19 protein-coding genes and 2 pseudogenes are annotated in these 25,026 nt (G+C 63.2%); 9 read left to right on the top strand and 12 right to left on the bottom strand.

Annotated features, from left to right (window positions below):
* Window positions 1-257 precede the first annotated feature (257 nt).
* Entirely contained in the window at window positions 258-992 is a 735-nt protein-coding gene (locus tag RT655_RS19705) for a PEP-CTERM sorting domain-containing protein (RefSeq protein ID WP_313540458.1), read from the top strand.
* A gap of 338 nt (window positions 993-1,330) precedes the next feature.
* Here the strand turns inward: RT655_RS19705 and RT655_RS19710 are convergent, their stop codons facing one another.
* A complete protein-coding gene (locus tag RT655_RS19710) occupies window positions 1,331-1,840 on the bottom strand; it encodes a DUF6265 family protein (RefSeq protein ID WP_313540461.1) in 510 nt (169 codons plus the stop codon).
* 624 nt (window positions 1,841-2,464) lie between these two features.
* Here RT655_RS19710 and RT655_RS19715 point away from each other — a divergent pair.
* Window positions 2,465-3,692: pseudogene (locus RT655_RS19715) on the top strand (IS256 family transposase).
* Between the two features lie 48 nt (window positions 3,693-3,740).
* Window positions 3,741-4,589, top strand: a pseudogene (locus RT655_RS19720) (IS110 family transposase); the annotation flags it as partial.
* A gap of 401 nt (window positions 4,590-4,990) precedes the next feature.
* Here the strand turns inward: RT655_RS19720 and RT655_RS19725 are convergent.
* From RT655_RS19725 to RT655_RS19760, 8 genes are all read right to left on the bottom strand, one after another.
* Complete coding sequence (locus RT655_RS19725; protein WP_313540464.1) at window positions 4,991-6,496, bottom strand: S41 family peptidase; 1,506 nt, start codon at window positions 6,494-6,496, stop codon at window positions 4,991-4,993.
* 45 nt (window positions 6,497-6,541) lie between these two features.
* Window positions 6,542-7,621: a helix-turn-helix domain-containing protein gene (locus tag RT655_RS19730; RefSeq protein ID WP_313540467.1), complete on the bottom strand. Its 1,080-nt coding sequence runs from the start codon at window positions 7,619-7,621 to the stop codon at window positions 6,542-6,544.
* Between the two features lie 336 nt (window positions 7,622-7,957).
* Complete coding sequence (locus RT655_RS19735; protein WP_313540470.1) at window positions 7,958-8,470, bottom strand: DUF4402 domain-containing protein; 513 nt, start codon at window positions 8,468-8,470, stop codon at window positions 7,958-7,960.
* 140 nt (window positions 8,471-8,610) lie between these two features.
* Window positions 8,611-9,144: a hypothetical protein gene (locus RT655_RS19740; RefSeq protein WP_313540473.1), complete on the bottom strand. Its 534-nt coding sequence runs from the start codon at window positions 9,142-9,144 to the stop codon at window positions 8,611-8,613.
* Window positions 9,141-11,810, bottom strand: a complete 2,670-nt coding sequence (locus RT655_RS19745) for a hypothetical protein (protein WP_313540476.1) — start codon at window positions 11,808-11,810, stop codon at window positions 9,141-9,143. The genes RT655_RS19740 and RT655_RS19745 overlap by 4 nt, the downstream gene beginning before the upstream one ends.
* Window positions 11,807-12,649: a hypothetical protein gene (locus RT655_RS19750; RefSeq protein ID WP_313540479.1), complete on the bottom strand. Its 843-nt coding sequence runs from the start codon at window positions 12,647-12,649 to the stop codon at window positions 11,807-11,809. The genes RT655_RS19745 and RT655_RS19750 overlap by 4 nt, the downstream gene beginning before the upstream one ends.
* Before the next feature lies 1 nt (window position 12,650).
* A complete protein-coding gene (locus tag RT655_RS19755; RefSeq protein ID WP_313540482.1) occupies window positions 12,651-13,112 on the bottom strand; it encodes a DUF4402 domain-containing protein in 462 nt (153 codons plus the stop codon).
* An 874-nt stretch (window positions 13,113-13,986) separates the two neighbouring features.
* Window positions 13,987-15,108, bottom strand: coding sequence for a collagen-binding domain-containing protein (locus tag RT655_RS19760; protein WP_313540485.1), 1,122 nt, complete (start codon window positions 15,106-15,108; stop codon window positions 13,987-13,989).
* A 511-nt stretch (window positions 15,109-15,619) separates the two neighbouring features.
* On the opposite strand from RT655_RS19760, the gene RT655_RS19765 reads away from it, so the two are divergent.
* The 5 genes from RT655_RS19765 to RT655_RS19785 all read left to right on the top strand — a co-directional run bounded on the left by RT655_RS19765 (window position 15,620) and on the right by RT655_RS19785 (window position 20,393).
* Window positions 15,620-17,590, top strand: coding sequence for a GAF domain-containing protein (locus RT655_RS19765; protein ID WP_313540487.1), 1,971 nt, complete (start codon window positions 15,620-15,622; stop codon window positions 17,588-17,590).
* Window positions 17,590-17,973, top strand: a complete 384-nt coding sequence (locus RT655_RS19770; protein WP_313540489.1) for a response regulator — start codon at window positions 17,590-17,592, stop codon at window positions 17,971-17,973. The genes RT655_RS19765 and RT655_RS19770 overlap by 1 nt, the downstream gene beginning before the upstream one ends.
* 319 nt (window positions 17,974-18,292) lie before the next feature.
* On the top strand, window positions 18,293-18,565 hold the full coding sequence (locus RT655_RS19775; protein WP_313540492.1) for a PadR family transcriptional regulator: 273 nt from the start codon (window positions 18,293-18,295) through the stop codon (window positions 18,563-18,565).
* Entirely contained in the window at window positions 18,562-19,206 is a 645-nt protein-coding gene (locus tag RT655_RS19780; RefSeq protein WP_313540495.1) for a hypothetical protein, read from the top strand. The genes RT655_RS19775 and RT655_RS19780 overlap by 4 nt, the downstream gene beginning before the upstream one ends.
* Before the next feature lie 119 nt (window positions 19,207-19,325).
* The gene (locus tag RT655_RS19785; RefSeq protein WP_313540499.1) at window positions 19,326-20,393 is read left to right on the top strand and encodes a hypothetical protein; all 1,068 of its coding nucleotides are present in this window, start codon (window positions 19,326-19,328) and stop codon (window positions 20,391-20,393) included.
* Between the two features lie 450 nt (window positions 20,394-20,843).
* Here the strand turns inward: RT655_RS19785 and RT655_RS19790 are convergent, their stop codons facing one another.
* Window positions 20,844-21,797, bottom strand: coding sequence for a hypothetical protein (locus RT655_RS19790; protein WP_313540502.1), 954 nt, complete (start codon window positions 21,795-21,797; stop codon window positions 20,844-20,846).
* 385 nt (window positions 21,798-22,182) lie between these two features.
* On the opposite strand from RT655_RS19790, the gene RT655_RS19795 reads away from it, so the two are divergent.
* Window positions 22,183-22,905, top strand: coding sequence for a hypothetical protein (locus tag RT655_RS19795; protein WP_313540505.1), 723 nt, complete (start codon window positions 22,183-22,185; stop codon window positions 22,903-22,905).
* Between the two features lie 394 nt (window positions 22,906-23,299).
* Here the strand turns inward: RT655_RS19795 and RT655_RS19800 are convergent, their stop codons facing one another.
* Both RT655_RS19800 and RT655_RS19805 read right to left on the bottom strand, forming a co-directional pair.
* Window positions 23,300-23,926, bottom strand: a complete 627-nt coding sequence (locus RT655_RS19800) for an FxDxF family PEP-CTERM protein (protein WP_313540508.1) — start codon at window positions 23,924-23,926, stop codon at window positions 23,300-23,302.
* 810 nt (window positions 23,927-24,736) lie between these two features.
* The coding region (locus tag RT655_RS19805) for a PEPxxWA-CTERM sorting domain-containing protein (protein ID WP_313540511.1) at window positions 24,737-25,026 on the bottom strand (290 nt) is incomplete at its 5' end.

Raw genomic sequence — 25,026 nt, forward strand, 5'->3', positions numbered from 1 at the left:
CTTGGGCGCACAGCCGCCGGGCTCGGGAGCCCTCCCGCTGTTCGACCGGTCCCGCCTCAAAGGGGACAATTAAAGTCGCGAGATGCTTCCCGGAAATGGACGTTAGCCGCCAGGCTTGGCCAAAGTAGTTGTCCCAGTTTTGGACTAAGCGTGAGGAGGCTTGGGCGTGTAGGCTTTGAAGTCCCATCGGCGCTTGTATCGCAACGCTAGAGAACGCATGCTGGTGCTAAGATTTAAGAAACAGGGGGAGAGTTCTCATGCGCCGTACGTCAGTCGCGATGATCGCCAGCTGTTTCATCGCAGTATCCGGGGCTGCCGCGGCTCCCGTGACGTATAGCGGATCCGGTACGCTGTCGGAGGTCTCAGGCAAGCTCCCGCTGACCGGCTCGGTTCCGCTCGGCAGCGCCTTCAGCTTCTCCTTCACCTTCGACCCCGCGAAGGCCGCGCTATTCGAAGCCTCTCAGGGCTATGCGATCTATGATTTATCCCTCTCAAGCGCGGCAGTTACGCTTGGGGGCTATGCGTACCCGCTGTCTTCCGAAGCTGTGTACGCCCCTTTCATTGAACTTTATCGAGGCTTCTCGTTCTTCCCTGGATCGAACATGAGCGAAGAGTCACTTGTCTTCACTTTTTTTCTGGCAGGGAAGGCGACCGTTGGCGACCCGGCTGAGCCCTTCGGTGGGAGTGCGGACAAAAACCAAATGGTCTCCATCGGTGGTGTTCTCCGACAGGCCGACGACGGCATGCCACTCACGCTCGACGGCATCTTCGGTCAAGGTCCGACCTACTACTCCAATTTTGAATACGGGACGCGCGACCCGATCACCAGGCAGACCGGCTTTCTCAATGGCACATACGTTGGAGGCTTCACGAGTGGCGTCCCCGAACCCCATCATTGGGCTTTGATCATCGCTGGGGTCGGTATTAGCGGTGCAATTCTCCGCCGACGGAGGAATGCCCGACGGTCGCAGGAGCGTTTCACCGCTTGTTGAGGCAGCCGTTGCTGCGCTGATGCGGCTAAGTGAGCGAGCATCTCGCTCCCGTCACTCTCGGCCGCCGGGAGGGTTCTTCGGATTTGCATGTCGACGTCCGCTTTTGGGGATGTCGCTCAAGCTTCTCAATGTCTGAAAGTGGGCGCGCAGCTGCCTGATGCCCCTGCCCTCCTTCCCGCAACCTTTACCGCCCCAGCTTTTGTCATCTAACGTGTGCGCACTTGATCCTCAAAGTCGCCGTGGGTCCGGCCAACGCTGCACGGCTCCAAACGCCTGCTCGCCGAGGTAGAGCTAGGCTGCCGGACCTTGCTCCGCGCAAGAAACCCGATCTCTCGTCGTTATCGAGCCCGCGAGGGAGTCCGAACTAATCGGAATGGCACGTCGGTTGCAGTGCCATTCTCAGTGATTCGCACCCACATTGTGAGCGCATTCGGGCCGGTGCGTTCGACCGTCATGCCGTCGAAGAACCACCGACCCTTCTCCACCGCCACAAGGGGGAAGATTACTGGCTGGCTCGTCTTGTCTTCCCAGCCACTCATGTCTGGGTTGAAGTGCCGGACTCGATAGGCGAGCGACCCCCGCAGCGGGACATAATCGACGATCTCAGTGAACGCGACACCACCCTTGTTGTCCGTCATCGCAAAATGGCCCGTGATCCGGCCTCCGAGTGGTGCAGAGTACGTTTCCGTTACGTCCGCACCCATGCCCTTGCCGACCCAGCTTCCTGCTAGCCAAGCTAGTTGATCTATCGTCGCTGGCGGCGAAGTAAGGTCACCTAGCGAGCGCGTGTTCTGCGCTGTCGCGGGAGCGGCAGCCGCAAGCATGATGGCAGTCAAGGTTCGCTTCACGGCTTTACCCCCCTATGATTCACCCCAGCTTAGCTACCCCACAGGATTGTTCTACCTTTTGCCCGACACTCGATGCGACTATTTGCGCCGACCTTTCGCTCCAGCATGTCTCGAAAGGCAACTCCCTGGCCCCGAGACGACGGCTAACGCCCCATCCCGGTCTTTCAGTCTATACGCGAACGATCCTAAACCTGATGGGGTGGACGCCCCCCGACGGCATCGATGTGCCAAAGTGGAGGTGTTGAAGCACCACTTGAGGGAGGCGTCCGTGTCTGAAGTTAGCACAATTGGTCTCGATATCGCCAAGAACGTTTTTCACGCGCACGGCGCTGATACGCGCGGAGCGATGGTTTTCAGCCGCAAGCTGACACGCGCCAAGCTGTTGGAATTCTTCGTGCGGCAACCCCGGTGCACGGTCGCGCTGGAGGCGTGTGGCGGAGCGCATCATTGGGCGCGCGAACTGCGGGGCTAGCGTCCGCGGTCGTGGTGTAATTTCCCGGTGTAGATGACGGTGTATGGCGGGGTGGGGCCGAGGCCCCACCCCGGCATCGGCGTCTCGGTGGCCACCGGGCACATCGGATATGGTGGAGTTTCCAGACTTCAACCTGACCCGAGGAATTCCCGATGACCGACGATAGACTACCGCTTGCCGAGCTGATGGCGAAGACCGGAGACGGCGATTTCCTGCGCAGCGTCGCTGAAAGCGTGTTGCAGATCATCATGGAGGCCGATGTCGACGGCCTCATCGGCGCCAGCCGCCACGAGCGATCCGGCGAGCGCAGCACATGGCGCAACGGCTACCGCGACCGGGCACTCGATACCCGGTTGGGCACGCTCAACCTCAAGATCCCGAAGCTGCGCACCGGCGCGTACTTCCCCGGCTTCCTCGACCCCCGCAAGACGGTGGAGAAGGCGCTGGTCAGCGTCATCCAGGAGGCGTGGATCGCCGGCGTCAGCACGCGGCGGGTCGACGAGCTGGTACAAGCGATGGGGATGAGCGGCATCTCGAAGTCGAGCGTGTCCAAGCTGTGCAAGGACATCGACGAGCGGGTGAACGCCTTCCTGAAGCGCCCGCTCACCGGCGAGTGGCCGTATCTCTGGCTCGACGCGACCTACCTCAAGGTGCGCGAGGGCGGCCGCATCGTCTCGGTCGCCGCCATAATCGCCGTCGCCGTCACCACCGAGGGTAAGCGCGAAATCGTCGGCCTGCATATCGGCCCCAGCGAGGCCGAACCGTTCTGGTCGACCTTCCTGCGCGACCTCGTCCGGCGCGGGCTGAAGGGCGTGAAGCTGGTCATCTCGGATGCGCACGAGGGGCTGAAGGCCGCCATCACCCGCGTCGTCGGTGCAACCTGGCAGCGATGCCGCGTCCATTTCATGCGCAACGCGCTTGCCCATGTGCCCATGTGCCCATGTGCCCAAGGGCCAGAATACCATGGTCGCCGCCGCGATCCGGCAGGTATTCCTCCAGCCAGACCATGCCGCCGCGACGCAGACCTGGCGCCACGTCGCCGACCAGTTGCGCGCCCGCTGGCCGAAACTCGGCGCCTGCATGGACAATGCCGAGCATGACGTGCTCGCCTACATGACCTTCCCCGAGCAGCACCGCACCAAGCTGCACTCCACCAACCCGTTGGAACGATTGAACAAGGAGGTGAAGCGCCGCGCCGACGTGGTCGGTATCTTCCCCAACGAAGACAGCATCACCCGACTCATCGGCGCCGTGCTGCTCGAACAGAACGACGAGTATCAACTCCAGAACCGCTATATGCAGATCGAGGGCATGGCCGCTCTCGTCACACCGCAGATCGAGGAGGTGCCGCCACTACAGATTACACCCAAGGCCGCCTGAACGATGCGGCCCGGGGCCACACCTGAAATTACACCACGTTGACGGACACGACCACTGCGGGCGATGGGACATGAGGTCCGACTGATCCCGCCGGCGTACGTGAAGCCGTTTGTGAAGCGGCACAAGAACGACGCGGTCGATGCCGAGGCAATATGCGAGGCAGCGCAGCGTCCTGGCATGCGCTTCGTGGCAGTGAAGAGTGAGGAGCAAAAGGCAGCGGGCCTCGTGTTCCGCACCCGTGATCTGGCGGTGCGTCAGCGGACTCAGCTCATCAATGCGATCCGTGGACATCTGGCAGAATATGGCTGGGTTGCCCCGCGCGGAACCGCGCAAATAGCGATGCTGGCAGACCTGCTTGACGAGGAAGAGGTGGCATCGAGCCTACCTGAGGCAGCGCGACCGATGTTCGCGCTCATGGTCGATATGCTTGGCGAACTCGATAAGCACATCGCGGTACTCGATCGTGAGATCGCGCGCCGCGCGAAAGAGGATGAAGCAGCACGGCGCCTGATGACCATCCCTGGCATCGGACCGATCGCCGCTACCGCCATCATTGCGCTGGCCCCGGCCATCGAAACGTTCAGCAAAGGCCGCGACTTTGCCGCCTGGCTCGGACTTGCACCGCGCCAGCATTCTACCGGCGGCAAACAAAAGCTCGGCAGCATCTCAAAAATGGGAGAGCGCACGATCCGACGACTGCTCATCATCGGCGGCAGCTCGATGGTTCGTAGCGCATGCCGCCACGGTGCGCCGGCAGGCTCATGGCTAGAGCGGATGCTGGCGCGAAAGCCGCGCATGCTTGTCTCGGTCGCGCTCGCCAACAAGATGGCGCGCATGGTGTGGGCATTGCTGACGAAGAACGAGGATTACAGAGCTCCGGCGGGGGTTACAGCGTAAAGCTAGGACCAAGGCCAGAGGCGTCGGGGACGTAGGCGGTCGAAGGAGGGTATGGCACAATAGTCGGCGAGACGGGGCCGGAAGAACCAGCGAAACGGCAGAGCGCTACCCAAGCGCGTAAACCTGTAGTGGTTCCGGCCCGCGAACTCCCATACTGGCCCGCAGCTATGGAGCTGCTCATCGAGGCCGGACAGATGACAGCATCCGACTACGTGCCAATCACCCCGATTTAACGCTTGCATCCAATGGGGCGTCCACAGATGCCGTTCGGACCATAATCAGATTCTCGTTTTTCCATGTCCGGCAGCCAATTTTGGGATACACAATCGGGAACAGATTTTGGAAGGCGGCTCGTTTGGCGACAATGAAACCGCTGCGCACCACGCCTTTTCCGCTGTACCTTACCAATCGGGAAACCTGCTAGTTCGGCTTGAGGCGACACCGAGCGCTCGTGCCAGCGCGGCATCCCGCCCGGCTTGAATATCGCCGACGCGAGACGTTGCGGTGAAATCCGGCATGACCCCGGCATCCGGCTGCGGTGTCTCCGGCCAATAAGCGATCAGCGGCAGATCGACCTCGATGCCGGACCCCGGCAATCCGACGAAGAAAAAGGCACCGCCGTTGATACCGCGACGGTTGCCGCCGGTCTGTTCGCCGATGAGCGTGCCCAGCCGGTGACGCTGCATAAGGTCTGCGAAGCCGAAGGTAGCCGAAGCGTTCTTCGGTCCGACGAGGACTGCGACCTTGCCCGCGAACCGTCGCCCCTTGGGCTGGATCGTGTCGGTGTCAGAAGCGTCGCCGGGACGGGCCACGGTGTAGAAACCGGCCGCGTCCGGACCGATCGCCGACGCCCCCCAATCCTTAAAACCGCGGTCCCAGGTCTTGAGGTGGGGAGCGAGTCGATCGGGTATTTTCCGGTAACGGACGTGGCGGGAATAGGCGTCGCCCGACAGCGGTGCCGCGATCAGGCGGGCGACGATCGCGGCACCGCAATCGAGCCCTCCCCCGTTGTCGCGCACGACGATAACGATGCCCGAGAGCGTTCTATCGATCGCGGTGTCCACGCTGGTGTCGATGAAGCCCTGCCAGTCCCACTTTTCGTGAAAGACAGCCCAGGTCGGCATGGTCAGAATACCGACATTGCCGCGCACCTTGAATGTCCAGCCATAGGGCGAGCTCTTGGACGGATTGCGCAACGCTGCGTCTCGCGTCGCTGCAGTCAATAGCGGGCAGGTGATCGCCACGGTCCTTTCGTTGACCCGCGTCAAGATGCGCGCCGACGTGCCTGATGACGGGAACAGCAGCGCCCGCAGCACGTCGAACATCGGCTGATCCGCATCCCCGGGGATGCCGAGGTCGGCCATCTTGCGCCCATCGTTGCTGCCGTCCGTGCGGGTATAGGGCAGCATCTTCGCCAGCATGTCGCGCGAGCGGATGCCGTCGATCGCGACGATTTCGCTTCCGGCCGAGAGGCTATGTCCGCTGCCGAGGTCGGCGGTGACGATCATGCGCCGGTCCAGCCATGTGAAGGCGAAGGGGAGCCGGTCGGGCTTGCCGAACAGCGTCGTCGCGACGGCCTGTGTCTGGTTGGCGGGGTTGAGAAAGCTGTGACCGCATCGGACGCTGGCGGTGAACGCCGACAGCGCTAGGTAGAAGTCCCCCAATGTGTGAGGCGTCGCCGCCCAGCGATCGAGCCGTTGACGCTCCCAATGGAAGCCCGCTGGCGTTAGGTAGCGGTACAAGCCGGGATGCAGGCTGGCATAGGCGTCAAACAAGATGCCTATATCCACGCGCATCGCCGCAGGCGACACCAGCTCGCCGTTTGCCTTGGCGGGGGCGGGTAGCATGGCGGTTGCGGCCAGGCACGACGCTGCCGTCAGAAAGCGCCGTCGATCAAGGTGCGTCATCGTGTTGCTCCGAGCGGATAGGCCCGGGACCAATGCCGATGCCGGTCAGGCGGTGCGTTGCAAATCCGGGCGTTCCGCGTCGTTTTTGTCGGTTGAGACGCGGCGATACGCCGAGGGCGTGACGCCGAACCGATTCTTGAAGACGCGGTTGAAGGTCGCCTTCGACCCGAAGCCGGCATCGATCGCGAGCGTCAGGATATCGCCATCCGAGCCATCCCGCAGGCGTGCGGCGACATGCTCGACCCGCAACCCGTTGATCGCTTCCGCGAACCCGAGCCCCAACCCTTCATTGAGACCGCGCGACAGATAGGCCGTGTTGGTGCCGAGCCGACGGGCCAGCTCGGCAAGATCGAGGTCGGGATCGCGCCACCATCCATGCTGTTCGATCCGGTCCATCCATTCGGCCGCGACCTGCCGCCAGTCGCCCCTGACTGACTCCACGATCGGTTGCGGTCGGGCGTCCGCCTGCCGCCAGCCCTCGATTGCCAGATAATTGCCGACGATCGCAAGCACGACATAGAAACCGAACATATCGAGGTACGAGAGCGGCACAATCAGCGCATCCGCGATCAGATATCCCGTCCGCGCCGCCACGATCGCCGCATATGCGATCAGCGCGGCCCGGACGCGCCTCGCCGCGGCGAGGTCGGATCGGCGTGCCAACAGCCAGCTTTGATGTTGGCGTAGGGCGCGGAGCCCGACGACGACATAACCGACCATCGACGCGAGCAGCAGGACCGCCAGGATCGGATCGAGCCAAGGGCGTTGCACTTCCCGGTCGAACGCTCCTCGCACAGGGAGCGGAAGACAGAAGGCGACGGCCTGGTAAGCGAACTGGATGACGGGCAGCACGGCGTGCCAGCGCGGTATCGATCGGTTGAAGATCAGCGCGTTCAGGTGTGCGTAGAGCAACGGCCCCATCGCCAAGGGGACGGCGAACGGGGCGAACGAAAGCCACGGCCAGCGATCGTAGAAGCCTGCATAGCCGATCGCGAAGGGCGTGAGCATACCGCATAGGACGATCAGCAACGCGCCGAGAGAACGCAGCGCTATCCCGCCCCGCCCGATGATGGCAGCCGCCAGCACCAGCATTTGTGCCTCGAAAAGGCCAAGGATGAGGGACATGGGACCGATGCTCACATGACTATCAGCCCCGTCTCAACAGCGGCGTCAATAGGTGGTCGCTCGGGTCGGAAGCAGGCGGTTAGCGGTTCTCGAAATTCGACGCCGAGCGGGTTTATTCGATGCTTTCCGGGAACGGCGACTATCGCCCACGGCCTCCTGAAAGCTGCCTGTCCGCTCTCCACCCACTTATAGCCTCCAACCCCGAGGATTGAGGGCTCGCCGTTTGCGTCCGCTTTCAGGAAGGCCGATCGGCTCATTGAATGTCCGGCTTTGGGCGCTAACGAGCCATGGCATGAACCTGTAGCTTAGGGCGAAGGAAGAAGCCGTGCGGCCTTCTCAGTTATAGGCAGCGGACACCGAGAGCACACCTATATGGGTGCCGGGCTCAGTGGTGCTGGCAAGGGCCACGCTACCCCCCACCCTCACCTCCAGGGATCCCGAGGTTTCGGGCGTGCCGCTAAGCACCTGTGCCGCAAGCGCACCGCTGAGATTGCTCGTCGTGGTGACGAGCAGGGCATGCGGGCCGCTGCTGAGGATGATCGAGGGCGGTATCTGGATCGACAGCGCCCGCCCGCCCGCACCCGAGACGGTAAAGCGCGCCGCTTGCGGCGTGTCGCCCGCACTCACTGCCTGAACGCCGTCGGTGACGCTCCGCGTGCCGGCGGTGGAGATCGCGACGAACCCGCTGCCCGATGGCTTCACGATGCTGCCGAACCGGAGGTCCGCATCCTTGGTGATGGTGAGCGGCTGCACGATCGTCAGCGATGCCGTCGCCGTCTCGGCGACCTGCGCCATCGCGGCATGCGGCAGGAGGAGCGCGAGCGCCGCGCACAATTTGCGTAGGACCATTTGTTGTTCTCGTTATGACGACAGCCGATTTTCGGTCTGCCTGCGACCACGCGAAACGCGATAGACACGCGTCGGTTACAAATGCCTGGGCGAAAATGGTTTATTCGGTGCACCTGTCCGAAGGGACAGCATCCGCCGCTTCAGACGAAATCCGCGTTCACGGTGTAGCGGGTCGTCGTCGCGCCCCGCTGCCCCGCGGCGACGGTGATATCCATTCCGAACTGGATGGTGACGACGCCGAGCCCCATTGGGTTGAGCTGAAAATTCATCGTACTCGCATCCGTTGGCGCCCCGCCGCTGAAGGTGGTGCCGGTAACCGCGCCGATGTGGAACAGGGTCAGCGACGCGATCGTCCCGCTCGCCTGGGGTGCCATGGTGATGCGGATGTTGCGGACGAGGCACAGGTTGGCCAGATTGAGCAGCCCGCAAGTCAGGCGCATCGTGGGCGGCGTCACCGGTGCGTTGCTGAGGCGGACAGCGTCGCCGGAGATCCGCGTCACCGAACCATCCACGCCGATGCGAAACACCGTCGGCATCGTTCCCGCCACGATCTCGCCGAGCGCGGGCGTGGTCGCGACTGGCAGGGTCACCGTGACCTCGGCAGCGGCGGGCGTTGCTGCAAGGCTGAGCAGCGATGCGGCAAGCCCGCACGCCATCCCGGAACGTCGCATCATTGGCCTTCAACCCGCTGGGCAAGAAGCGGTTTCATGCGCAGGAAGCCACCCTGCGCGGGCACCTCCAAGTGCTCCGGCGCCTGCAGCGCCAGATGGAGTTGCGCGGCCTGGGCGGGCAGGATCCGTACCTTGTAGCGTCCGGGCGGAATGCCTGCGAACATCGCCGTGCCCAGATTGTCGGTTCGTGCCGGGAAGGACGCGCCGCCGCGCTCGGCGACCAGCTCGAGCGTCACCGCGGGGAGCGGCTGGGCGCCGTCCGCCGCGGCCGCCTCCAGCTTCACTTCCACTTCGCCGGCCGCGCGCAATGGGATCTCCAGCTGCGTAGTCCGGCCGCGGCGCGGCACCAGCCGGATCGCGCCCGGCAGCGCGGCGAGGTACAGCTCGCTGCTCTGCGAGGCGTCGATCCGCAGCTGGGCGGGCAGCGTGTCGCCCAGATCCTCGGCGAGCACCTGCCCCTGGGCATCGGTGGTGACGGTACCCGCGGGGGTGTAGACCTGCACCCCGCCCACCGGCTTCTCGCCCGGCTGCCAATGGCCATCGCCATTGGCATCAAGGAAGGTGCGGATCGCGGCGCGACCGCTGATCGCCACGCTCGACGGCGCCAGCCCATAGCCTCGCCGCACGGTCGGCGCGAAGGCGAAGGTGACTTGCAGCGCTGCGCGCCAGCTGCGCGTCCGAAGATCGTACCCGCCTGCCGTCGACAGATCGAAGCGCCGGAAGCGATGGCGATACGAGGCGTCTAGCCGAAAGCGAGACGCCGCGCCACCTTGCCGCGACACGATGAGCTGCAGGTCGCCCTGCGCCATCGCGACCTGCGTCGACACATAGGCGCTCTCGATGCCGGGGCGTCCGGTGATCCGGTACGCCAGACCAGTGCGTAGCTGGAGCGCCGGGGCAAGCGGTGTCGACGTCTCGATCGAGGCGAGGTGCTGGGCACCCGCAATGCCGCCGCCCCAGCCCTGCCGGCTAACCATCACGTTGACATAGGTGGCGCCGACCATGCCGGCCGCGCGCACATTGGCTTCGATGCGGCGGCTCCCGTCCTGCTGCTCGATACGCCGCAGGTCGAAGGCGATCGGCATGCGCCGGCCGCCCGGCAGGGGCGCGGCCAGATCGATCTGCGCCTCGGTCGCGCGGCGCAGGGGCACGCCGGTTGCCATGGCGTCGCGGGTTTCGTCGACGAAGCCGCCGGCATATTCGGCGTGCAGCATCCGCAGGCTGACACCCCGGAAGCGCGATCCGAGCAGCAGGCTGGCGGCACGCCCGCCCCGGCTGTCCAGGCCGACGACGCCGTCCAGCGCCGCGCCTGCCAGCATTGCCTTGATCCCCGCGGTGCCCGCCACGCGCTCGTGCCCGTACCACGGGCGGAAGCGGGTGAGCCCCGCATGCGCCGTGATCCGGCGGCTCAGTCCGCGGTCGACCAGCGCGACGACGCGCAGGGCGTCTCCGGTGCGCGGCCAGGGCCCATCCTCCATCCGCAGCAGCGGCCGCTCGGGCTGGACCACACTGAAGCGCACGGCGGTCTGCCCCGGCTGCAGCAGCCCGGAGCCCAGCTGGAACGACCGGACATCCTCGCGCACCTGCCCCTGGGGTCCGTAGAACAAGATGCGGACCTGGTGGTCGCCGATCCCGAGCGACAGATTGTCGAAACGATAGCGACCGCCGCTCTCCGCGGCGCGGGCAGCGCGGAGCGTGCCGTCGACATAAACTTCGATCTGCTCGCCATCGGCCACGTCGCCCTCGAGGACGAGGGGATGCGCGAAGTCGAAGGGCTGCAGCGGCGCCGAGGAATAGAAGATGCCACGCCCCGCGACGCTGCGCGCGCCGAGCGGAGCCTCCGGCGTCGCCACGTCGCCGATTGCCACCCGACTGCCGCCGAGAACGCCGAGCGCGCGATTGTCGGCGCTGGTGCGCTCCAGCGTGAGCTGGACGTTGGTCGGCCCTGCGGAGTCCAACCCGACAAAGCCACGAAAACCGGCAAAGGCGAGATCGCCAGCCGCGCGCACGCCCAGCCACCGCGATTGCAGCACCTCGCCGCTGCCGAAGCGCTGCCCGGCATTCACCTCCAGCGCGGGGGTGCTGAACACCCGATAGGGGTCGTTTGCCAGGATCGCGGCTTCGGCAGGCGCCAGTTGCGACAGCGCCGCTCGCCGTTCTGCGATCTGCCGATTGCGGACCAGCGGGAGGGTGCCGGTCGGCGTGACCTGCAGCAGCTGCGCGTCGGCGGCAACGCGCAGGCGCACCGGCAGCAGCTTCTCCATCGTCTCCGCGGCGAGATAGATGTCGCCCTTGCGCACGCAGGCGCCGGGGCCGAGCGCGAGATTGATCGTGCCCAGCTGGGCTATGCCTGCATCGAGATCGACGGCAAGGTGCGTCCGCGGATCGATCGCGCCGCTCGCGTGCCGGCCGTCGGCGGCGACGACGATCCCGAGGTCGAGGATGCGCGCGAACTGGCCGAGCGGCAGCAACGTGCCGCCGGGGCCCGCATAGGCGTCCATCGTCTCGGCGAGAAGATCGGTCTCGGTGCGGACCTCGAGCCAGAGGAGCATGTCCTCCGAAGGGCAGGCGCGCACGCCGGCCGGGCCGCTCGCCTGTGCGCTGGCCATCGCCGGCGCGCTGATCGTGGCGAGGAGCAGCCCGCATACGGCCGCTCGAACGGGTTTCACGGGATGGTGAGGTTCGCCGAAGCGACCTCGACCGAAGCAGGCGCTTCGCGGTTGCTGAACACCAGCCGCGCGGTCTGGCCAGGCGCGACCGAAGGCGCGGCCAGTTGTACCGTGCGGTGGTCCGTCTCGGAATAGAGGGCGATGCCGCGCATGCTCCCGAGCACACGCTGGTCGCGGCCTCGGCCGGATACCAGCTCGACATCGCCGTATACCGAGCCGGGGCCGTCGCGGACCAGATCGAAGCGCAGCATCGCGCCAGCGGACGCGGTGCTGCGCGTCACCTGGAGCTTGTCGATATGCGCGGAGGCGGCCTTGGCGTTGGTGCGCACGATGATGGGAATGCTGACGCTGAACAGCGTAGAGATCTGCACCGCAACGCCGTTCGCTACGCCGGTGTCGAGACGCTCGATCGTCGGCGCGGCGTCGCTTGCGGGCAACGCCGTGATCGCCAGATGGCTGCGCAGCTCGCCCGACGCTTCGGGAGGGCGCACCCGGATCCGCACGGCCTGGCTCTGCTGCGGCCCGAGCAGGACGCGACGCGGGGTGTATTCCAGCACGTCGCGCGCCGAATGCTCGGGCGCGGGCGCGTCGGCTGCCACCGGCCGGATCACGCCGTCGCTGGACATGGTCATGTCGATCAGGTCGATCCGGAACGCAGCGGGTACGCTGCCGCGGTTGAACAGGTAGATCGTGGCGGTCCGCGACGTGCCGTCGAACACCACCCGGTGGTGCGACAGGCCGAGATTACCCGCCTGGGCCGCCGCCGGTGCCGCTGTGACCAGCATTGCCGACCCGACCGCCAAGCCGCTCAGCCGCAGCGCCCCGGAAGTCCGCAACATTTTAGTTGTACGCCGTCGAAACGGTGAACGCGCCGGTGTAGAGCCCCGCCGGCGTGGTGGTGGCCAGCGCAACCGTGCCGCCGACGCGCACGTCCAGCGTGCCCGCACCGCCCGCGGTGCCGCTGAGCGTCTGCGCGCTGAGGGCGCCGGTGAGGTTGTTGTTGGTCGTCACGACCAGCGACTGCGATCCGTTGGCCAGGGTGAACGACGCCGGGATCGTCACCGACAGGGCGTGGCCGCCTTCGCCCGAGATGGTGAACCGCGCAGCCTGCGGGGTGTCGCCCGACGCCAGCGCCTGAATGTCGCCGGTCACCGTCCGCGCGCCGGTCACCGCGACGGCGACTGCGCCCGCGGCAGAGACCGGACGAACGACGCTGCCGAACTGCAGGTCTGCATTCTTGGTGATCGTCAGCGGCTGAATTACGGTCAGCGAGCCGGTGCCCGAAGCAGAGGTTTGCGCCATTGCTGAAGCCGGCAGCAACATCGCCGAAACACAGAACATCACGCGTGCAAACATTTTCACTATCTCCACAAAACCACTGGGAGGATTGGTGAACGTCATCTTCCCCAATGCACTTATAGAGGTTCGCAGAGATGTTGACTTGCTACGTATTTCTACGAAAAAACATTACGCGCTGAAAACAACGTGTCCCTGCATCGCGAACTTAAGGTGATTATGTCCGACACTTGGTTTGCATTTGTGAAAGAAGCTTTTTTCGTCGCGAAAATCGGTGCAGTAGTGAGAATCTGGCTAGGCCGGCCAGAGCGCCAATCAACCTATTCGGTCTGCGTCCGCCTTCGGGAGTCCGCCCAGGCCTCGTCATGCCTAGGATAGGGCGCGCGCCGCCGAGCATCTTGGGGTTGGCCAATGCTGCGCGGACACTTACCCGGTTAGTCGACTTACCAGGTTGTCGAAGCCTCACGGTCGACGGATAAAGCCGGTCTCAGTTCAGCATCGCGGCGCACCAAGCAGTGCGCGCTTTTAGGAAGTTCCGGTAGGCCGGCGAATAGAGATAAGCGGGCGCGCAACCAAGGCCCCCTCCCCTTCGGCGGACCGAACGATTGCGAATCAGAGGCCCGCTATGTCCGCTTCTGGAAAGCCCGCGGGCACCTCCTAACGGCGGGAAGTGGGCGCGCAGCTGCCTGCCTCTCGTAACGCCCGGGCTCCGGAGGATGCCGTCTCTAACGGGAACGGCCAGCCCCTGTAAACTGAGGCTGGCCCTGCGACCCGAGATCTTACCGCTCGGAAGTTGTGATGATAGCTCGCTGATCGTTGGGAACATCTCAGTACATCATCCGATCCGATGATGCGGAAGCGAGGTTCACGAATAAACTGGCTAGGCTGCGACGGCCCGTCGATCGCGACGCCGACGAGCGGCGAGACCCAGTGCTCCCATCCCGATCAGGAGCATAGCCCAAGTGCCCGGCTCAGGCACCCCCGACGGCGGGGTGAGGAAGCTGCCGCTACCGTTGTAGGTCCCCAGATGGATCTCGCCATTGAGCGTGAAGTTTCGGGCGACGATGCTGCCTTCCAATGCACTGCTGTTCGACACGCTTGCGTTCGGCGCCAGCACGCTGCCGTGGAACCCCTTCAGCGACAGGCTCTGCGCTTCGTTGAAGTTCCAGATAACCGTCTGGTTGAGCAGCTTGCTGTTGAGGTTTCCCTGCTCCACAAGATCGGCGCCCAGCACGTTAATGATTGTCGTAACGCCGCTTGGCATGCCGTTGAACAGCGTGTCGAAATTGGCGTTCTGGTTTTCGAACGCTGCCTCCGTCATCGTGAACACCGCGAAGCCATTGCTCGCGCCCGAATAGTCGAGCGCAGTCGCCGTCGAGGTTATCGTAGCGAGCGACGGCATCGCCGCCAGCAGGTTCGACAGCCCGGTCAGGTTCGCCTGGAGCGAGCCCATCTGCACCTGCAGAGCAGCCGCAACGTCATTGGCGCCGCCAGCTGCGAGGCTGGTGTCCTTCACGGCTGCGTTCAGGCCGCCCACGGCGGTGCCGCCATAGCGCACGCTGTTATTGTTGATGTTGAACGAAGACGTCAGATTGCCGCCCGCGACGAGAGCGCCGTTCACGCCGCCGGTCGCATTAAAGTCCACTTCGCCGACATTGCCGCCGATGCGCGCAGTGGTGCCAACGATGCCGTTGGCGCCGTTCTGATACCCAGCCTTTAGGCGAAACGAGCCGGTGGCGTCACTCACCACGCTCAGCACATCGTATGACGAGGCAGCGGCGCCTTGGCTGCTGTTGCCGATGCCAAAATTGGTAAAGTTTGCAGACGCCAGCGTTCCGACGAAGCTGCGGCCTTCAACCTCCTGACCATTGGTGGTCAGCGTGTCGAATACCACGAGGTTGAGTTCGCGCAGCGCCTGAAGGCCAGCGGCCGGGTCCGCTGCGGCGACCGCCGGCGAAGACGCGAGTGCAGCGGCAATCGCTGCGATGGAGATAATCCGCATTTAACCTCCCCCTGGAATGGCCGAGTGGCTCCTTAGGAGGATCTCACGCGGCAGCTTGTTCTCGTCCGCAGCTAAAAGATTCGCGGGGCGACGGACAGATCTCATCATCAGCGAAAATTCTCGTTTCGGCACAGGTACAATGATGCAGTCGGGATGGGCGTGCGCGAAAACACTCCGTCTGCGCCCGCCGCCACCCTTCGCCGGCGGCGCCTATTGGATATGGGCAGTTCGCGTGGGCGATGCGGTGGAGGATCAACTCGCCACTCACTCCCTAGCGCCGGCTGCTCGCTCCTTTGCGTCCGCTTCGGGCAAGCCGAACGACCCGCGCAAGGTCTGAAGTTGTGCGCGCAGCTGCCTGGCGCCTCTGCCCACGTCCCCGCGACCGTTACCGCCCCATAAGCTGCCTCTCCGGAGCAAGTCACAAGTCGCTAAATGGGCCCCCCGGCACCATTTGCCTTCGAGCACGTTTCAGCAACGCGCTGTTCACATGGGGGACCGAAAGAATGATGCAATGACGTCCGAGCGTGTCGATGCATTACGCGCATATGGCATTCTCGATACGCCTCCCGATCCGGCGTTTGAAGGCATTGTGCAGCTCGCGGGGCAGATCTGCTCAACGCCGGTAGCGCTTATCAGCTTGGTTGACTCGGATCGGCAGTGGTTCAAGGCGCGTGCAGGCTTTCCGCTTGCTCAGACAGGTCTCGATCAGTCCGTCTGCCGCTTCGTGGTGCAGGACGCGGCGCCCATCATTATTCCCGATTTGACAGCCGACGCTCGCACCCGCGACAACCCGCTTGTTACGGAAGATCCAAACATACGCTTCTATGCCGGTGTGCCTCTGATCACCGGCACTGGCCAAGTTTTGGGCGCACTCTGTGCGATCGATCTGGAGCCGCGCCCAGAGGGCCTCTCCGAATTCCAAACGTCAGCGTTGATGACGTTAGCGCAACAGACGGTGGAAGCCATAGAACTGCGGCGCTCCGTGCGGGAGCACCAAACGGCGATCGCTGATTGCGAACGGGCGCGGGTTGCACAGGCTGACGCAGATCGTCGCTGGCAGGCGCTTTTCCAAAGCCTCCGCGAGGGGTTCATCGTTGGCCAATTGGTTCGGGACGAAAGTGGTCGTGTAGTCGATTGGCGGTACGAGGCCGTCAACGAAGCCTGGGGCGAACTCGTCGGAGTTCCCTGCGAGAAGGCGATCGGCCGCACCATCCGAGAAGTTTTCCCAGGCATCGAAGATGACTGGGTGATGGAGTTTGCCGACGTCGTTGCCTCAGGAGAGCCGGCACGTTTCACAAGGCAGGTTGGTACCCTCGAGCGTTGGTACGATGGAATCTGCCAAGCGATAGACTCGGAATCGTTCAGCGTCCTGTTCGTGGAGGTGACCGAGCGCTTCTTGGCCACGCGCCGTCGAGAAGCATTACTGCGCCTCGATGAGGTACTGCGCGACAGCAGCGATATACATGCGATGCAAAGCACAGTGGCCGAGCTCGTAGGCACCACACTGGAGGCATCCTGTGTCGCCTATGGTGAGATAGATGATCTCGAGAACGTTGTCGTCGAGGCGGAATGGTCTGCGCCGGGTATGCCGTCCGTCATCGGCCGCTACTCGTTCGCAGATTTCGGCAACATCCACGCTGGGCTTGCGCGAGGTGAGCCCCTCATCATCGTCGATACAAAAGCCGACAGTCGAACGTCCGCAGAACTCGCCCGATGGGAGGCGCTCAAGATTCGCTCGTCGGCAGGTATGCCAGTCATTGATCAAGGGCGCACAACAGCGCTTTTGCTTGTGCATTTCAACGCGCCGCATAGGTGGACAGATGATGAGCTCGGCTTCATTCGAGCCGCCGCTGATAGGCTGCAAATTCGGATAGCCCGTCTACGCACCGAGCAGCAACAAGCAGTCCTGAACGGCGAAATCCTTCATCGGCTGAAAAATTCGCTGGCGATGGTTCAGGCAATTGCGTCGCAGACATTCAAGGGGTCAGCCGAGCCAGGAAAGGTGCGCGCCTTTTCACAACGCCTACAAACGCTCAGCACGGCTCATGACGTCTTATTTGCGCGCGACCTTCAATCCGCCGATCTCAGGCAGCTGATCGAAGGGGTGCTGCAAGCAGCGGGTGCCGATGGCCGGTATGAGATTGCCGGACCCGAGGTCAGGCTAGGCACGCGGGCCACCCTGTCGACGTCACTGCTCGTTCATGAGCTCGCCACAAACGCTTCGAAATATGGATCATGGTCAGTGGATGAGGGGCGAGTCTCCATCATCTGGCATCTTGAGGGTGAGGGCGACTCTGAGCGGTTGCTTCTCCGCTGGCGTGAAAAAGGCGGACCGCCCGCCATCGAACCAGCCAGAAAGGGCTTCGGTTCAAAACTTCTGACACTCGGTCTGATTGGAACCGGGGGATCGTCCCTATATTACACCGAAACTGGCTTCGAGGCCGAGTTTCAGGCAACGAAGCGGGAGGTTAGAGAAGGCTGATGACGACGGAGCCGATGCAAGCTTTGCCGAGCGCCGTCGTTCTTATCGTCGAGAACGAGCCGCTTCAGCGATTGGACATGATTGACCTGGTAGAGGAGGCCGGGTTTCTCGCAGTGGACGCGTGGGATGCCGATCATGCCGTCGCCATCCTTGAAAAACGGCTGGATATCCGGGTGGTGTTCACGGACATTGATATGCCAGGCTCCATGGATGGGCTTCGCCTAGCTGCCGCGATCCGCGACCGATGGCCGCCGATCGAAATCATTGTCACCACGGCCGGCACGCCCCCTGATGCCTCGCAGATGCCGGCGCGGTCCATCTTCGTGCCAAAGCCAATCAATGCAGACGACGCGATCCGTGCTATCCGGAAGCTGACATCATGAGACCATATCTCTCGATGAGCTGACGACACGACCTAACACCGCGAACGGCGCGAGACGCTTCAGTTCCGGCGGCTGCAGTTGGGCGGTTGCTTGATGCTCGCGCTACCGGAACGCTGACGGTCCGCTTCCCACCCAGACCTGGACGTAGCAGGCGAAGATTGCTCCCGCCAGTGAATGTCCGCTTCAATACGCCTGGTCCGTTCTACCAGAACGCCGTTGGCGGATAGGAGCGCTTACGAAATGGCGGTACGTGGTTGACTAGAAAGTCTACATATGTTGGTATGGTGCCATGGTGCGTAGAAGACAGCCCTCGAGGCAGATGTGCCGCCTTCTCGAAGCGCTTTCTGAGGCGCGTAGCGAATGGCGCCACGGCTATGACTTGATGAAGGTCACCGGCCTTTTGTCCGGGACGCTGTATCCGCTGCTGATGCGAATGACCGAACAGGGGCTGGTCGAGGCCGAGTGGCGCGAGCCAGCACAGCCCGGACGCCCCGCGCGCCACGCCTACCGCCTGACCTCGGCAGGCGCGGCCTTTGCGCGTGACCTCGCTGGCAGCGCGCCGGATCAACCGTTCACGGGTGCGCTGGCATGAAGGCAGCGCTTTCACGTGCACTGCTACGTCTGGCAGCTGCTTGTCTCGGCGAGCGCAAGAGTGATTGGGCACTTGCCATGGAAGCTGAGCTGGAAATGGCCATCACCGAAGGCCAGCCAATGAAGTTCGCATTCGGGTGCCTCCTAGCGGCGGGGCGCGGCATGTTTACCGCCGAGGAGGGCAGCTTCGTCCTCACCAGCTATACCGTAGCGATCGGGCTGCTTCTGCCGATGGCGGCGCTGCAGATCGGCTGCGCGCTGTTTGGGCTGCCCTATCTCTATCCTGGTCGGCACGGGCTGGTCGGCGCAATGATCGACGGCGGTCTGCAGGCGAGTCTGCTGCGCGGCGTCTACCAGGCAGCGATTCCATCGCTGGCGCTGCTGCAGCTGTTGATCGGCCTGGGGCAGCTGCGAATCGCCTGGTTGGTGCTGGAGCGCGATTGGGCGGCGGTGCTGCGCTGGGGGAGTCTGAGCTTGGCCGCATCGGCGACATTGGTGATGTTCCTGAGCGTGTTGTTCATCGATGGCCGGCAGGCGCTGCTTCAGGGCGCGGTGCTAGCGATCGAACTGGCTACCATCGCTAGCCTGGCGCGCTGGTACGCCCATTTTTCTCCCGGTCCGGCACCCACTTCGGCCCGCTAAGCGCCTCGTCCGGCGACAGAAATCGAGACAGTCTTCGGGTGCACCGCCCCGGAGCGGGTGGCCGCGTGGCCTCAAGCGGTGCGGTGAAGCGACGCATTGTTGCGCGGGTAGGAAATCTGATGCGGAAAACTTTCAAGGTACTCGCGGTCGGTGCGATCTGGATAGCTGTAGCTGCTGCAGGAGGCAGGGTGCCAGTCCATGAGCCAGCCGTGGAAACTGGCCTAATAGACAATGCGCCATTTCGTATCGACGTACCGGCCAACTGGAATGGCAAGCTGATTATGCTGATGCATGGCTATGAGCCTGCAGGCACGCCTCGCCACCTGCCTTGGCCGGCCGCGGACGAAACGAAGCTCTTTGTCGATGCCGGCTATGCTGTCGCTCAGAGCGGCTATAGGACCCAAGGGTGGGCAGTCGCCGAAGCGCTGCCCGATATCGAGCGGCTACGCGACTATTTCGTGAAGCACCATGGCCGGCCGAAGCAAACCTACGCAATCGGCTTTTCGCTCGGAGGCCTGCTTGCGTTGGCGACTGTGGAGAGAGAGGCAAATAGCTATGCCGGTGCGCTGTCGTTGTGCGGCGTAAACATGTCGGGCGACGCGGTCGGCGGGTTGTTGCTGCGCAATCTTGCCGCGTTCGATTTCTATTTCCCGCATGTGCTACCGAAGCTCGATGCTGCAGATGCGCCTGCACTGGTCGGCCAAGACGTCATTGAGGCGGCGCTGGATAAGGATCAAAATATCGCCAGTCGTCTGGCTGACGCGCTCGATATCCGCCGCCCCGCATTGGCGGGGGCGATCATGCTCGATTATCTGGTGCTACAAGAGCTGCGCAGTCACGCGGGCGGATTTCCCGCCGACAATCAGGCAACGCTCTACACCGGATTCCCAGATGACGAGGCGCTCAACGCAGGCATCGCCCGCTATCGCGGTAGCCCCAAGGCGATCGCCTACCTTGCTGCCAACGCGCCGTTGTCAGGCAATATCCGGGTTCCGGTGGTTCTCCAGTCGAATGCCGATGATCCCACCATACCACCGCGCTATGGTTCGCTATATCCAGCGGCGGTCCGCCGCGCGGGTAAGCAGAAACTGCTGACGGTTCTGCCCCGAATCGGCCACGGACATTGCGATTTCTCAGCCGATCGAACGATGGCCGCTTTGGCGCAGTTGGTCGAAAAGACGCGCTGACATGGCGCACGGCTCCCGTCGCCGCCAACGCATTTTCACTCCGGTCGCGTCCGCCTTTAGGCGGCGGACCGAACTGGGTGATATCCGGCGCTGCGTACTATGCTGTTAGGCGGCTTTCACGTCGATGGAGAGGCAGCTCTTGGTGAGAGCTGCCGTTCAATGAGTTGCACGGGAGCGACGGCTATGTCCCACTCCCGGTCCTGGGCGAGGTGGATCTGCGGGCCGTTCGCCCGGGTCCGCTTTTCGGTTGATCAGTCGCATTGCTGGCCGTCTGAGAGTAGGTGCGCAGCGGAATGCCCCTCCCCAGCCGGCGCGTCGGTACCTACTGCGAATCTTGGCTCGCGCCATGTCCGCTTCTGGGAAGCCGTCGAGCACCTTCTAGCGGCCGGAAGTGGGCGCGCTGCTGTCAGAACGTCGCAGTACGGCTTCGCTGGATAATCGTGTCCTTTGCTACTTCAGGAAGCGCCCTGTTGCCAAAACGGCTTCCGGGTCCCTCAATTCCAGCATAGCTCGAATCGCTGCCGCTTTATCCGCCTGCCGGCTATACCAGCGCTCCCAGATCCGCTGTCCCAACCAGTAGCCTGCCTCCCCCGGCCATCCTGCGGGGGCACTGCCATAGTTGGCCACCCACCGATGGACGCTTTCGGCTGCCGGCGTTCCTGGCTTCATCTCGTTTCTTCGCAGGCCCGCCGTCGTTTTCAGATCAGCTTGGAACTGCTCCCAGCGCTCCGCCTCACGAGGCTCGGCCCAAGCAGCGCGTGCCGGGTCCATCTGTTGCCCCGTGACGAGCATGGCGATGAAGTCGGCCGCGCCTTCGGTCAGAACGTCTCGAAGCAGGGCATTCCCTTTCTCCCCGTCATCACCGGACTGGAATACGTGCACCGTCTCATGGGAGTAAAAGCCACGAAGGATCGTGCGGAGCTGCTCGGGGGGCTCCGATATTCGGCAAAGCGTCTCGAGGCCCAACACCTGAGCGCCCGGCCCAGCGGTGCCGCCCGAATTATCCGCTCCGACTACCAGATATATGCGCGGGAGCGCTCGCTCTGGAAGAAGCCCATGAAAGGCTAGATATGTAGCGCGAAGTTCAGATGTAGTTTGCTTGGCAATCGGAAGGCAGGTTCGAATCGCCCGAGCATATAGGTCAGGCTTCGCGGCTATTCTGGACGCGAGGTACGACGCGTCACGAATGCGATTAGGTGTAAACACCTTGATTCCATAACTGCCTTGATCGAGATATTCATGTTGGAGCTGTGCTGCAGTTGGTCGGCCATTTGTGCGCTCAAACAGAGCCGCAAACCGATCTGCATCGTCCGTCTCGATTTGAGCGATCAATGGGTCAACGGCTGGCGGGATGTTCTCGGTGAATGTAAACGCAGCGATCGCCAGCAGTATCGAACCCATCATAGCCACCCCGTTCAATCTCGCGAGCGTTCTCTGCCCCGCGGCATTATCGGTAGCGGACTGGAGCTTCTGCCGGAAGCGGATTAGCCAGCGGCTCGCCGGCTGGCCGAAGGACGTGGAAGAGAGCCTTCGCCGTTTGCCCGCCGACGGAAGCATCATCTGGCCAGACGATCGGTGCGGCCGAGGCCAGCTTGAATCGAATGTCCGCTTCTGGGAAGCTCGCGTTCACACATCGAATGGCGGAAAGTGGGCGCGCAGCTGCCTGGCGCCCCTGCCCTCCTCCCTGTGACCGCTACCGCCCCAATAGCGGACATTCGGCAGGCCGCCGTCGCGAACGTCGGCCCACGTCTGATTGCGGACGTATTCGCCATCGCTATTAGTGGAGGCTATGCTTCCATTCGCCGCGCTTCTCGCCGCTGTTCAATCCACGCTTGCGCCTCCGCCTGCGACCGCTCCGTTGAGTCAAAAAGCGGAGGTCCAGCAGATCATGGAGGATCCGGTGGATGACGCTTCAAGAAGGTTGGAGGACCACCTCGCTGCACTGCCCGCTGGTGCTCGAGCGCCCGCGCTGCTTGAAGCAGGCTTCCGCCGCATCCGCCCCGAAGATAGCTGCGGCAACTTCGTGTACACAAAGCGCATATCGAAGAAGCTGGTTCGCGGCGCTTCCGTGATCCTGTGTGAAGGGAAGCGGCCGTTTGTCTTGCTGACAAATGAGTCGACGGAGCCGTTGATCGCGCCCAAATCGGGCGAAGCCGCGCTAAGCGTTCCATCTGCTACTCAGACACCGCCTGCGCTCGTCGCAAATCCTCAAATCGGCAGTATCACACCAACATGTGAGACTGACCCTTGCGGATTGCTAGACGGCAAACGGGTGGTGCTCGTTGGGTGGCTTGTAAGTGGCAGCCGAGGTGCCCTCCGGCCAATCGAACAGGCATTGCAACAGGAATACTGGCAGGTGACGCAGCCTTGGCAAGTCGGCGATCACTTCACACTCAGGATCTACACGTCCCAGAAGTCTTTCAGCGCTGCCCTGTCGCTGCGGACCAGACTGCGGGGCGAAGCGGGCGATAAGGTGGATTGGACGCCTCTCACTGTGCCCGCTGCTCCCTAGAATCGAAGCCGCTCCTGACGGGAACGGCAGCTTTCCACCCACTTCCAGCCGCCAACCGCAGGTGTTGAATGTGGGCCGTTTGCGTCCGCTTTCAGGGAGGTCGATCGGCCTCCTGAATGTCTGAAACTGGGCGCGCAGCTGACTCGCACGCCTGTCTCCTCCTATGGGCGCTCACGCCGCGCTCCCCCCCCCCCCGCTATGCGGATGCACGGATTTGGCTTCGGGACGCGCGGCGTGGGCAGCATGTGGCACTCGGTCCACCGGACAAGACAGGGGCTCAGGTTTGTCCACCTGAGCCCCTTGATCTGTTACAATCCAATGGAAGCGTTCAGATCCTGCATCACGCTGCCGATCGCTTGGGCGATTACGGCAACACGAGGCGCGTAGTTCTGGCTCAGACCGCTTGCGCAAGCCGGCGCGCGTCGCTGGAACGCCGGCGACGGAGGCTCAAACCGGCAGCCCCGAAGCCAGCAATCATGAGTCCCCAGGTGGCGGGTTCTGGAACTGCCGAAGGATCGAAGGTGGCGTTGCCGCCATATGATCCGAGGCCTCGCGACACACCGGTGATGGTGATGGTGTTGAGCACGCCAGCCTTCACCATTGCGTCAGTGAGCGCGAATGATTCACTAGCTCCGCAGCTGCCGACCCCACGCGTCGTGCACACATTCTTGTCGAGGTCGAATACCGTCCGCTCTGCGGCAAAGCCGTTGAAGAGGACGGAGGTGATGTCGAGATCCGTCGTCATCAGGAACGCAGTCTGCGTTACGCTGGTCGTCACCGACCCGCTTCCGGTGCCGTCCTGGCCGAGGGTGAATTGGAAGAGATCGATGAAGTCGCCCGCTGCAATGCCGGTGTGGCCAAAGGTCGCGGCGACAGGGCCGGAGAATGGATTGCCCGCGACAACGAACGTTGTTCCCGTAGGCTGGATGCCGGGAGTGATGATCGTGGTTGCCGCATTGGCTGCAGTCGCGCCGAGGATGCCTGCGGAGATCACGGCGACGGCCGCTAGATAGCGCTTCATACAAACTCTCCCTGCTTACATTAACAGTTCGTTAACGAACCTGATGTCGCCGGAACGTTTGGTTTCCGCCTCGGTTGCGCTACCTTAGACCGCTTTTTCACGGAGCCTGTCTCGAAATGGAGCAGGTGGGACATAGCGTTGAAGTTGCGGTCAACGATTGAAGCCGCTGTCCCATTCCCTCCCATTTCGAGGCCTTGGAACCGCTGCCCCCCTGCCGCTGCCGATCACTTGCGGCAAACCGTCTAACTCATTTGACGGTAGCGCCGGTCAGTTGTCATCGCGCTCCTGCGAAGATCAATCGGTCTGGCGAACACCACGAGTGGACCGGCAGCTGCTGGCCTTCATACACCGTTACAGTGGTCGTAGCCGGCGCGTTATTCTTGTTGCCCGACCGGACGTTCTCACCGCTAAAGGCTGTTACTGTCCCTTAAACGCCTCAGCTTGGTGTCGTTTCGACTCGCCGCTGCTCTGCTTGACCTCTGCTGCTGACCAAGTCAGGGTTCGCGATAGCCAGCCGTTAACCACGTTATGTGGCGTGGACCGGCTTCACCGGTTTACCCCAGCAAGCATGCCGACCTGCTTAAGAGGCGGTAAGCTCTCTAAAACGAGTGGGGCAGCAAGCGATGGACGGCCACATTACTGAACAAACTTCGCCGCCACCTATGCTTTAGGTGGACCGGCAAGCGAAGGGCCCAGGGGTGTCTACCTGGGCCCTTCTGCCTTTGACGCTTTGTAATCTGCGATTCAAATTCATCTTCTTTGGTGCTGTTGCTCCAGAAGATGCAACAGCACCAAAAGCACAGATGAACTTCAGGCCGCCTGAATCGAACGACGAGCGCTGCTCGAGCGACGACGGCGCAGGCTAAAGCCGGCCGCACCGATGCCGGCGATCATGAGACCCCACGAGGCGGGCTCAGGAACGGCCGACGGATCGAAGGTTGCGTTGCTGCCATAGGAACCCAGACCGCGGGAAACGCCGGTGATGGTGATGGTGTTCAGCACGCCGGCCTTAACCATCGCGTCCGTGAGAGCGAAGGACTCGCTGGCTCCGCAGCTGCCGACGCCGCGGGTAGAGCAGACGTTGCCGCCGAGGTCGAACA

Origin of the sequence: Sphingomonas sp. (genome assembly GCF_032114135.1) — a bacterium.
Classification (GTDB): Bacteria; Pseudomonadota; Alphaproteobacteria; order Sphingomonadales; family Sphingomonadaceae; genus Sphingomonas.

What these genes read in the sequence shown, in the direction of transcription:
- RT655_RS19705 (WP_313540458.1), top strand. Translation starts at nt 258, where the DNA reads ATGCGCCGTACGTCAGTCGCGATGATCGCCAGCTGTTTCATCGCAGTA.
- RT655_RS19725 (WP_313540464.1), bottom strand. Translation starts at nt 6,496, where the DNA reads ATGACGCACCTTGATCGACGGCGCTTTCTGACGGCAGCGTCGTGCCTG.
- RT655_RS19730 (WP_313540467.1), bottom strand. Translation starts at nt 7,621, where the DNA reads ATGTCCCTCATCCTTGGCCTTTTCGAGGCACAAATGCTGGTGCTGGCG.
- RT655_RS19735 (WP_313540470.1), bottom strand. Translation starts at nt 8,470, where the DNA reads ATGGTCCTACGCAAATTGTGCGCGGCGCTCGCGCTCCTCCTGCCGCAT.
- RT655_RS19740 (WP_313540473.1), bottom strand. Translation starts at nt 9,144, where the DNA reads ATGATGCGACGTTCCGGGATGGCGTGCGGGCTTGCCGCATCGCTGCTC.
- RT655_RS19750 (WP_313540479.1), bottom strand. Translation starts at nt 12,649, where the DNA reads ATGTTGCGGACTTCCGGGGCGCTGCGGCTGAGCGGCTTGGCGGTCGGG.
- RT655_RS19755 (WP_313540482.1), bottom strand. Translation starts at nt 13,112, where the DNA reads ATGGCGCAAACCTCTGCTTCGGGCACCGGCTCGCTGACCGTAATTCAG.
- RT655_RS19760 (WP_313540485.1), bottom strand. Translation starts at nt 15,108, where the DNA reads ATGCGGATTATCTCCATCGCAGCGATTGCCGCTGCACTCGCGTCTTCG.
- RT655_RS19765 (WP_313540487.1), top strand. Translation starts at nt 15,620, where the DNA reads ATGACGTCCGAGCGTGTCGATGCATTACGCGCATATGGCATTCTCGAT.
- RT655_RS19770 (WP_313540489.1), top strand. Translation starts at nt 17,590, where the DNA reads ATGACGACGGAGCCGATGCAAGCTTTGCCGAGCGCCGTCGTTCTTATC.
- RT655_RS19775 (WP_313540492.1), top strand. Translation starts at nt 18,293, where the DNA reads ATGTGCCGCCTTCTCGAAGCGCTTTCTGAGGCGCGTAGCGAATGGCGC.
- RT655_RS19780 (WP_313540495.1), top strand. Translation starts at nt 18,562, where the DNA reads ATGAAGGCAGCGCTTTCACGTGCACTGCTACGTCTGGCAGCTGCTTGT.
- RT655_RS19785 (WP_313540499.1), top strand. Translation starts at nt 19,326, where the DNA reads ATGCGGAAAACTTTCAAGGTACTCGCGGTCGGTGCGATCTGGATAGCT.
- RT655_RS19790 (WP_313540502.1), bottom strand. Translation starts at nt 21,797, where the DNA reads ATGATGGGTTCGATACTGCTGGCGATCGCTGCGTTTACATTCACCGAG.
- RT655_RS19795 (WP_313540505.1), top strand. Translation starts at nt 22,183, where the DNA reads ATGCTTCCATTCGCCGCGCTTCTCGCCGCTGTTCAATCCACGCTTGCG.
- RT655_RS19800 (WP_313540508.1), bottom strand. Translation starts at nt 23,926, where the DNA reads ATGAAGCGCTATCTAGCGGCCGTCGCCGTGATCTCCGCAGGCATCCTC.